This is a genomic window from Halomicronema sp. CCY15110, from assembly GCF_016888165.1.
Classification (GTDB): domain Bacteria; phylum Cyanobacteriota; class Cyanobacteriia; order Phormidesmidales; family Phormidesmidaceae; genus Halomicronema.
This window is the reverse complement of sequence record NZ_JACSWC010000432.1, coordinates 20,090-29,364: the sequence shown is the minus strand read 5'-3', so window position 1 is coordinate 29,364 and position 9,275 is coordinate 20,090. Positions and strand designations below refer to the sequence as shown.

Genomic DNA, 9,275 nt, shown 5'->3' with positions numbered 1-9,275 from the left:
GGTGGCTGATTTCGACTCCGCTCAATCAGCGATATTGCTTGGCAGGTCAGAAGTTGAGGGTTGAGCGGAGTCGAAACCCGTTTGTGAAATGATTTTGCCTATCTACTTAGCACCGTAGGCGACGGCGCTGCTGCTTTATAGTTTTTGAAAAGCAGCACTACACATGCCGGGACCGGGCTGGAAAGCGAGCGATCTGACTCGACCGATTTGGCTGCCGAGTGACTGCCTGAGTCGTCAGACCACATCCGGCACCGCCACCAATCTTCTTCCGGTGACTGGCCCTTGGCCGCGACTCGCTACGCCACCATTCATCCCATAATCACGCGATTTCGCCCAGTACGCTTAGCTTGCAACAAATTTTCGTCAGCTCGTCGAATCAATTCTTCGCCGTGCTCATCATCGGTTGTCGCCAACGTCGACACGCCGATGCTAATCGTGAGTGGCAGATCCAGCCGTTTACTAATCACAAACGGGGTGTCATTGATCAGCCGTCGTAACCGCTCCGCCAATTGTTCAGCATCTGCCGCAGTGGTATTTTGCAGCAGCACTACAAACTCCTCTCCTCCATAGCGAAAAGGGGTTTCATAAAAGCGCATGTGATGGCGCAAGCGATCGGCAAACATTCTCAGCACCTGATCACCGACTAGATGCCCATGTTCGTCATTCACCTGCTTAAAGAAATCAATATCAATAATCAATAGGCTCAGGGGATGGTTTTGCTCGCGGGTGACTTGAATCTGTCGCGGCAGTTCCCAATCAAAGGCCCGACGGTTGCCCAACTGCGTTAACGGATCCACGAGCGCGATCGCTGATAATAAATCATTCGCCTGCGACAGTTCCCGATACGCTTGATTTCGCCGAAAAGCATTGCGGATATGGGCTTGCAACACCCGATTCAAATGGTCAACAACTGCCGTTCCATCCGCTGACGTTGAACTGGGAAACCACAAATACGCATCAGCCCCCATCTCTAACGCCGTAGTCGTCAGCCCTACCTGCCGTAACAAAACCTCCTCAGAGGTATGCTCTTCTGGACAAATCCGTTCATCTAACAAAATGGTGTAGCACCATAGGCGATGGCGCTGCTGCTTTAGCGATTGGCAAAATTCCCAATTACTCGTCTGAGCCGCTTGGAGCAAAACGATATCAGGCGTTTCTGAATTCAACAAATCGGCAGCAGCCTGAGCATCTGGCACCTGCCAAGAAGCCATGACTGCCAGCCCACGAACTTTTTCACAAAGCCGTGTAGAAAAGTCGGAATCGCCGACAATAAGTACCGATCCATTCATTACAGGGAAGGAAATAGGCCTGTGCGGTTGAACAAAAACATGGTGCTTTTAATGTGGATAAAACGTCTGTGAGTCAAAGTTGAAGACTCAGACATCACTGACGAACATTCATCACAGTTATACACGTGGACGCACAAGGGTAGGGAGATGCGCAAAAACCTCTGGGGGCTGGTTTTTAGGTCTCTCTTGGGAAACGTGCATACTAACGGTGCGATTAAGACTCAGGGGGCCTCAGTTTGGGTGCCAAAGTTACCCAGTGAGCGTAGCCGAATATCTACTGATATAGATATTCAACCTGGTATATAGGATTCCCGGATTATCTATGCAGGTTACGACTAAATTTCGGGCCATCAATCCTAATTTAGTCGGATAAGGTTGGCAATTGCCCTCCTCTTCAAGTTCACAGAGATGATGCACTGCGAGCAGGATGCTTTGTAAGCTTTGCCTAGCCAGCGCCCAAGGGGACACCTAGCCCACTAAGCTGTGTCCTGTAACGCCGACTCCACCGTCGGTGCAGTGGCGGTTCCCAATTTTCTCAACCGCCACTGGGTAACGGTTCCCCCACTCTCTAAACCAAATCTGCAGACGTACTCAAAACTGTGGCGTCTCGATCTTTTAAGTTGCCTACCGATCTCTGTCAGTTCAACCAGCTTGCGCCGGTACAGTCGTGCCTTGTGGCGCGATCGCAGGCCGGTCAGTGGATCCGTTTAGGAGAGAGTATCATCATGACCATCCATCACCTGAAGCAGAAACCATCTATCTAGAAGCTACTTGTCTAGCTCAGTTGCCTGCCTTAGCATGAGCAACCGGTAAGAGATCTGCAACTCAATAAAGTACCCGTTCAATCCGGTTTCGACTTCGCTCAACCTACCAGTATCGAGAGTGGAGCGGAGTCGAAACTCGGTTCATGGGGATCTTTTTTGCGCGCAAGTCCCTAACCTGTCCTAAGCCGCATTTACCTTCTTAGGAGCTTTGGCTTTTTTGCCCAGCCTTTCTAGGCTTAACGCTAAGACTCCAAGGGTGACAAGAATCACCCCAATCCATTGAATTGACTGTAAGGTCGATTTTTCGCCAGGGGTAATGATGTAGGCCATTAACGCCGTCAATACGGGGCCACTCGCCGCCACAATCGAAGCCTGTCCAGCCCCCATCAGGCGCACTCCAAAGTTGTTGAATAAATATCCCAGCAGGGTCAACCCGCCGAGCAAAATCGCGGCGATGTACAGACTCGCGTAGCTACTGGGTTGCGCTGTTTCTAACCCGAAGACAGCACCCACCACCAGAATCACGCTAGTCAAGGCAAAAATCGTACTGAACTGAATTAGGGTTGCAGGCACCGGATGCAACTTGCGAAAACTAATCTGCATCGAAACCAAGTACAACGCAAAGGCGGCACTTGACAGTAACCCAGCAAAGACTCCCCAAGGTGAGACAGTACCCACCGCAAGGTCGTTGCTAATGCGCGGCAGGGCGGTAAAGACGATGCCAATGGTGATCGCAAACATCACGAGCCCTCTGAGGGGGGTGGGGCGATCGCCAAACAGGAACCAGGCCAGGGGCACGGTAATTAAGGGATACATGAACAGTAACGTGACGGCGACCCCTGGCCCAATGTCTGAGATCGCTTTGTAGATCAACACCTGCGACATAAACAAGAAACAGCCGCTAGCAATCACTGGAAATAACGGTCGCTTATCTGGTTGGCCTAAAAATTGCCGCAGTTCGCCCCAAACTTTGGGATAAATCTTTTGGGCCACCATGCCCATTAATGGCAATACCACCAACATTCTGAGCCATAGCAGCATCAGAGAATTCGGGATGTTGAGGGGGAAAATGCCCTCAATGGGAATTTGACCAAAAAGATTGCCTCCGTAGCCAATGATGCCAACCAAAACGTTGTGTACAGATAACGCTAGGGTCGATAAGACAATGAAGATCAGCCCTTTTTGAAATGCTGAAGCAGGCTTTTTAGCCGGGCTTGATACTGGTGCAGTGGGACTGGATGACGGGTTGGCTGGGGCACCTGTAGGGGCATATCCCTGATGATTGGGCTGACGATGACTGACCTGATTGTAAGGCAGGGCATGAGGGCCAGTCGGGGGTTGCCCTTGAGGAGGTAACGGCATCTGCTGATAACCGTTCAACGGCTGATGATGGGCGCTGCCGTTCCCATTGGTGACCGTCGCGATCGCTCGCGGTCGGGCAATTTGCGTCTGCAGTTGTAAGCTCAGTCGACTTACCAGAGCTTCTAACAGAGCTTCGCCCTGCTGCTCCATACTGTGCATCCGACTAATCTGTTGTGATAGGGAGCTTTGATAGCTGTTGAGATCTTGCTGCAGGGAATGGAGGGTATCGTTCAGACTGGAATCCAGCGAAGATAGCAGCTGGTAGGCATTTTGTAAGGAGCCATCCGGGGCGGTGGTCACCCCTACTGGTGCGCTGCCAGCGTAGATATCCTGAGTTAAACGCCCCTGTAGATGAGTGGCAAGGGCTTGCGCTAGTTTTTTGGCCCATACTTGCTGCTGCGCCAGTTGCTGACGAGAGAGTTCAACGCTGTGCTGCTGTTTGAGGGTGCTGACCTCATCTTTCAGGGTTTGATATTCGTCTTCCAGAATTTCGATATCGTTGAGCAGGCGATGCTTTGTCCCCTGCAACCGAGCGATGTCCTGGTTCAATTGGCCTGAGAGCTCATCCTGTAGTGCTCTCAGATCCTGAGATACTTTACGCAGCGCCTCGCGGGCAACTTTGCTCTCGTCGTTTGGATGGCTTGATGCGTGATCCACTTGGCCCATACCTAATAGTTGCCCCTAATCGGCGGATTCGCCCTGCTTATGGTACCCGCGTCACAAGGCGTTCTCCCTTTCCCTAGTTGCTATTGTGCTCAAAAAAGCCAAAAAGATCTCAATAAGGCAAGAAAAACTTTTACTTGTCAAGTATTTCTTGCGGCTGCGATCGCTCGCGCCCAAGATGCGCCGCATACTGGTTTGCCTGACACGGGCTCGCATTTCACCCGATTACGAAATGCGCTCTCAACTCATAGCCATCCTGCAGCCACTAGTGCTATGTCAGTTCATAACTTTAGGATGATGCACAGTCGCCAACATCCTATGCCCTGCGGGCAGGCACGGCCCACGATAAACTCAGGATGAGCAGGCTCTATACGTTCGGGCTAAGCTGGTCGTTCACGCAGTGGCTCCCTCCAGGAGCAAGCCACAAATTTTAGTCTTGACGCTGCACGAGCTAGCTGGCCCTCCAATTCCGCGTCAGCGTTCCTGAAACGTTCACCGATCCAACGTCTGGACTCAACTGACAAGCAATGAAAATCCACGTCAGCTTGAGACGTGAGGTCAATGACAATTGGGTTGGGTATGCTCCTCTAAAACTCCTCGGTCAACCACCTCCGGGAAGCGCTCACACTAGAAGTATCAACCCCAAACCTGCGCCGTACCCACCGACCCACTGACTCATCTACCCATCCACGAACGTTACCGGGAGCCTATGGTCTCGCCGATCCCTAGGGTTACCCGTTCTAGCTTGCGCTGCTGCTTGTGGTGATACATCACTAAGTCAGCCTCATGCCAAGCCGCAATCAAGCCCTGATTAGGATGACGCACCGCAGCACCGATCGAGGCATTAATCTCAGCCATATTGAGGGTCTCCTGAAGTCGCGTAGTCCAACTGCGGACCTCGTCCTCAGTCATCTCAACGCCCAGAATCGCAAACTCATCACCTCCGGTTCGTGCTGCTATATCCGCCTGGCGAAGCGTTGGTCGAACCACCTCGGTAAATCGTTGTAAGTGTTGATCGCCAAAAGTATGACCAAACTGATCGTTGATTTTCTTTAAATCATCCAAATCAATCACAATGACGCTGGCTGCACAGCCTAACTGTTGGCAGCGGGTTTCCTCTAGCCGAAGCAGCTTTTCCCAACCCCGCCGATTGTATAGCCCCGTCAGAGTATCAGTCTGCGCTTCTAATTCGTTCCGGTCTGCTCTTCGGTGAGCTTGTTGGGCTTTGAGTTCAGCATCTAACAGGCTGCCCAGCAGGCGGGCAAGCATCTCCAGTAGGGAAAAATCATCCTGCACACTGTCTGGGAAAGTGGTGGGATGAATGCCGCAGAGGGTGCCGAATAAGTTGCCGTCTTTATCGCACAACGGCATGCCAATATAGGCCGCAATTTTGACCTGCTGATTGATGGGGGCATTTTTATAGGCGGCAATAAGCCCTGACTCAGGGGCAATGACGGGGCCTCTGCCTTTCACCATTTCTGAACAAAAAGAGTCGGCCCACTGGAACACGGTGCCCGGCTCCACTCCGTAGCCATGATCTTCGGCTTGCAGAACGATCCAATCTTTTCCTGAAACTCGTGTCACCATCCACAAGTCAAAGGCGATGCGATCGCGCAATAGCCTGAGCACAGCGTGACTGGCAGTGGCAAAATCTGGATAGCCACGAAAATCAATCATTGAATCGTCTGAGAGTCTAGACATGCGATGCCCTCAACTCCACAAGTAGAAGTAGTCTCTATCGTGCCCAGATGTCATCTATCAGTGATTGTGTGCTGGGCGGCTTCAAGAATATTGACCTTGGGGGCCTCAAGATATAGCCAAACCAAAACGTCGCCTATGCCGCTAAGTCGACCTATCCCTGCCTACTGAGTCGTGAACTAAGCAAACCTGAATCGTCCCAAACCTTTCGAGCCATAGCCTTACGGTGCCTGTAGATTTGCCGGAGTGGCCGGGGTCGCCGGGATAGCGGGAGTCCCCGGTGCACCCGGTGTGGCGGGCGTGGCTGGAGTCGCCGGGGTAGCGGGAGTCCCTGGTGCACCCGGTGTGGCGGGCGTGGCTGGAGTCGCCGGGGTAGCGGGAGTCCCTGGTGCACCCGGCATGGCGGGTGTGGCTGGAGTCGCCGGGGTGGCGGGCGTCGCCGGACTCGGCTCTAAAACACCAGGGGGTGGCACCGACCCATTCACCCCGCTGGCGTTACCAGTGTCAGCAATACCGCCAGCGGCCAACCCACTTTGTCCGGGCAGATCAGGGCCAAACTCAAAAACTGAAGTTTCAATGCTGGGTGCAACCACCACCGGAGCCACCCCAAAGGCGCTGGCCCCATCTACCCCACCCAGGCTGTTGGTGTGATTAGAGACGGCATCGACGCGATCGCCCACCATCTCAGCTGCACCATCGCTGGCTGCAAGTTGCCAATCCAGGTCGGCCGTTGTGCTCACTTGCAAATCTAACAGCCGGGGATTGAGCCAGGCTCTACCCACAAAATTGGCTTGTTGCGATAACCCGTCGAGCGTTTCTTGGTGCACCGCGTCAGTCGGCAAGCCTGTACCCATAAAGTTGGGGTCATCTAGATGCAAGTCAGCCGCCAAGGAGCTGGTCTCGTAGAACAGCTGGAGATTAAATTCAAAGACTTCGAGGTTGCCATTGGCCGCGATCGCCATCTGCCCCGCCACCAAAGCCACAGATTTACCATTGGGCAACGTCACCTCGACGGGACCGCCGGGGTTATTGGTGAGTGCCATTACCACCGTGCGCCCTGGCGGTGAGGAGAGGCGAGGGGACTCATCAGACGACATTTGCGCGGGGGATTCGGGAATGTGGCGCACCACCACCGCTGTCCCTTGGATGCCCGTGACTGCACTGGGCGTTTGGATGGTACTCGGCCCGCGCCCTGGGGGCACCAATAGTAAGGCAGTGCCGTTAGACAGACGAAAATTGCGCGTATTGGGCACGAACCAAAATGTGGCCTGTTCGCCAATGCGAGCCAGAGAGCCATCATTAAACCGCAAGTCGGCTCGGGCCGCCGCCGCCGTCCGAATCGCATCGCCGACAGCCAGCCAATCAGCCAGGCTAGCCGCCCTGGGGGCACCGGAGTCCGGCAAATACTCAACCCGGTTATAAAGCGCCTCGACATCAGCCCGAGTTAGGGGCACTTCGGCCAGTACTTTGTGGGGGACGACAAAACTGGCAAATACAGATGCGAGTACCGTTAAACCAGTTAATCGAAATGCGGATCCCATCACTCTTTTGCCTCAATCAAATTAGCTGTCTGCTAGAGCCGATCATCATTGAGTTGCTAATCCCCTCGCGTCAACAGGCAACCATCCTTAAGCCGTTGAGTAACTGCGGACGCAAAGACGGACTGCACCGAGGTTTCTAGAACTCATTGACGACGCCCCTGAGGTAAAGCACCCCTGTGACTAAAGTCAGTAAGTTGCAATTTCCCTGATTGATGTAGATATAAAACTATACCGAGTCAGCAACTGATTATCGTTATGGCCTGGACTGACTAAGTCTTCATGAATCTTTGTCCGAGGGTTTATGAAGACTTTATGTATCTAATATAACAAGTGCGTCTCCGCATGGCTGAATTCTTCACGTTTCTATGAATGCTGTCTAGTCAGCGATCGCTGCGGCCAGTCCAGCCTTCGGTAAGCGTTCAGCCATTTGGGCTCAGAATGGCGGACAGGATCACCCCATTTGGCCAAGCTAAAAAAGCGCGGTGCGGCTCTACCGAGTTGCAAGATGACTGCGGCGTCAGTTTGTCGGCCATTTGCTGGTGAACCGGGGAGTGAGGTGGAAAGCTCCTAGAAAGATGTCGTGATTTCTGCCCTGTAGTCCTAGGCGAACATATTCCAACAGAACACCACACCTAAGGCGACCACAACCAAGGATAGTAAGGTGATGCGGCTTCTGAGGGCCAAAATTTCTGCCGCTTGTTTTTCAATAAGGGGCGAGAGCGACTGCTGCGACTCAGCCAGCGACTCGACCACCTGTGGCGATAACTCCCGCAAAGATTTCACCTCAATCGGTTCGAGCTCGTTATTCGCCGATTCAATCAACAACGCCTTTTCGTCAAAGCGCACCTGGCGATAGAGCCAGTTGGTGATGAGTTCGGGGCAGTTGCGCTTAAACCACCGCCAGGCAAAGAGCTTGAACATGGGCTTACTAAAGGACGCAACGCCTTTGAGTGGCCCTCGTAAGGCTTTGATGCTGACCTTGTCATTGATCAGATGGATGGAGCCCACTTCATACAAGCCATCTAAAATCGCCCTAACCGTCGCTTTTTCGCGTTCAGCTAAATTCGTCAGCAGTAAATGCGTATTTTGCATCAACTGCTGTTCTTTCTCGTATTCGGCTGAGTTGAGCGATAGCCGTCGCGTTTCCCCATCATTGGAGGACGGCTTGGCTTGGGAGTCCTGCATTGGTAACTACATCACAGCGATGACAGTGAGCCCTGACATCAAAAATCGAGGTCACAACAAACCACCTTTATCAAGCTACACCGTTCCCGAAGTTGGCGCGACAAACGTTGATTTGTGAACAGCGGCATTAACAGGAGGCTGAAATCTCATTGACTCCAACAATGCTGGAATTATATGTCGGTCACATTAAGTGGATACTCAAGATCCTAACGAACTCTTCGGACTGGTGTGACTGGCGGGGCCTCAGCGACGTAAAGACGCCCGACTTGTAACGGTTCTTTAAGCAGATTGATTTAGAACTGGGTAGAAAACCTGAGCCAAGTGTGAAAATCGGTTAATTTTGCACAATTTAAGCCATCATTTCAACGTATTGTCAGACTCGGTCTTCACAATCAGCCATTTATGCAACTAACGCCCCAAGAAAAAGACAAACTCCTGATTTTTACGGCGGCTTTGCTAGCCGAGCGGCGTAAGGAAAAAGGTCTCAAGCTCAACTATCCGGAAGCCGTCGCGTACTTGTCGGCGGCAATTTTAGAAGGGGCACGCGAAGGCCGCACGGTGGCTGACCTGATGCACTACGGCACCACGCTGCTGACGGTGGATGATGTGATGGATGGGATTCCCGCCATGATTGATGATGTACAGGTCGAGGCGACGTTTCCCGATGGCACGAAGTTGGTGACGGTGCATAATCCCATTGCCTAACGCCTGTATGGCGGGGCTGCGAGTAATGCGCCGCGATCGCCCCGACGACATTTTTGACCCAAGTTCAC

Annotated in this window: 6 protein-coding genes; 1 reads left to right on the top strand and 5 read right to left on the bottom strand. The window is 52.7% G+C overall.

All coding sequences use genetic code 11. The annotated features are described in order from the left end of the window. Positions 1 to 308: 308 nt before the first annotated feature. The 5 genes from JUK32_RS24820 to JUK32_RS24800 all read right to left on the bottom strand — a co-directional run bounded on the left by JUK32_RS24820 (position 309) and on the right by JUK32_RS24800 (position 8,502). The gene (locus JUK32_RS24820) at positions 309 to 1,211 is read right to left on the bottom strand and encodes a GGDEF domain-containing protein (RefSeq protein WP_204141564.1); all 903 of its coding nucleotides are present in this window, start codon (positions 1,209 to 1,211) and stop codon (positions 309 to 311) included. Positions 1,212 to 2,233: 1,022 nt separating this feature from the next. Next, entirely contained in the window at positions 2,234 to 4,081 is a 1,848-nt protein-coding gene (locus tag JUK32_RS24815) for a DMT family transporter (RefSeq protein ID WP_204141563.1), read from the bottom strand. A 693-nt stretch (positions 4,082 to 4,774) separates the two neighbouring features. Further along, positions 4,775 to 5,779 (bottom strand): sensor domain-containing diguanylate cyclase, encoded by a 1,005-nt coding sequence (locus tag JUK32_RS24810; RefSeq protein WP_239113052.1) that lies wholly within the window; start codon positions 5,777 to 5,779, stop codon positions 4,775 to 4,777. Positions 5,780 to 5,997: 218 nt separating this feature from the next. Beyond that, on the bottom strand, positions 5,998 to 7,317 hold the full coding sequence (locus tag JUK32_RS24805) for a FecR domain-containing protein (RefSeq protein ID WP_204141562.1): 1,320 nt from the start codon (positions 7,315 to 7,317) through the stop codon (positions 5,998 to 6,000). Positions 7,318 to 7,917: 600 nt separating this feature from the next. Then, on the bottom strand, positions 7,918 to 8,502 hold the full coding sequence (locus JUK32_RS24800) for a hypothetical protein (protein WP_204141561.1): 585 nt from the start codon (positions 8,500 to 8,502) through the stop codon (positions 7,918 to 7,920). A 402-nt stretch (positions 8,503 to 8,904) separates the two neighbouring features. On the opposite strand from JUK32_RS24800, the gene ureA reads away from it, so the two are divergent. After that, entirely contained in the window at positions 8,905 to 9,207 is a 303-nt protein-coding gene (gene ureA / locus JUK32_RS24795; protein ID WP_204141560.1) for an urease subunit gamma, read from the top strand. Positions 9,208 to 9,275: the final 68 nt, after the last annotated feature.

Excerpts from the sequence above, each read along its gene's own strand:
- JUK32_RS24815 (WP_204141563.1), bottom strand. The coding sequence starts at position 4,081 with ATGGGCCAAGTGGATCACGCATCAAGCCATCCAAACGACGAGAGCAAA.
- ureA (WP_204141560.1), top strand. The coding sequence starts at position 8,905 with ATGCAACTAACGCCCCAAGAAAAAGACAAACTCCTGATTTTTACGGCG.
- JUK32_RS24810 (WP_239113052.1), bottom strand. The coding sequence starts at position 5,779 with ATGTCTAGACTCTCAGACGATTCAATGATTGATTTTCGTGGCTATCCA.
- JUK32_RS24805 (WP_204141562.1), bottom strand. The coding sequence starts at position 7,317 with ATGGGATCCGCATTTCGATTAACTGGTTTAACGGTACTCGCATCTGTA.
- JUK32_RS24820 (WP_204141564.1), bottom strand. The coding sequence starts at position 1,211 with ATGGCTTCTTGGCAGGTGCCAGATGCTCAGGCTGCTGCCGATTTGTTG.
- JUK32_RS24800 (WP_204141561.1), bottom strand. The coding sequence starts at position 8,502 with ATGCAGGACTCCCAAGCCAAGCCGTCCTCCAATGATGGGGAAACGCGA.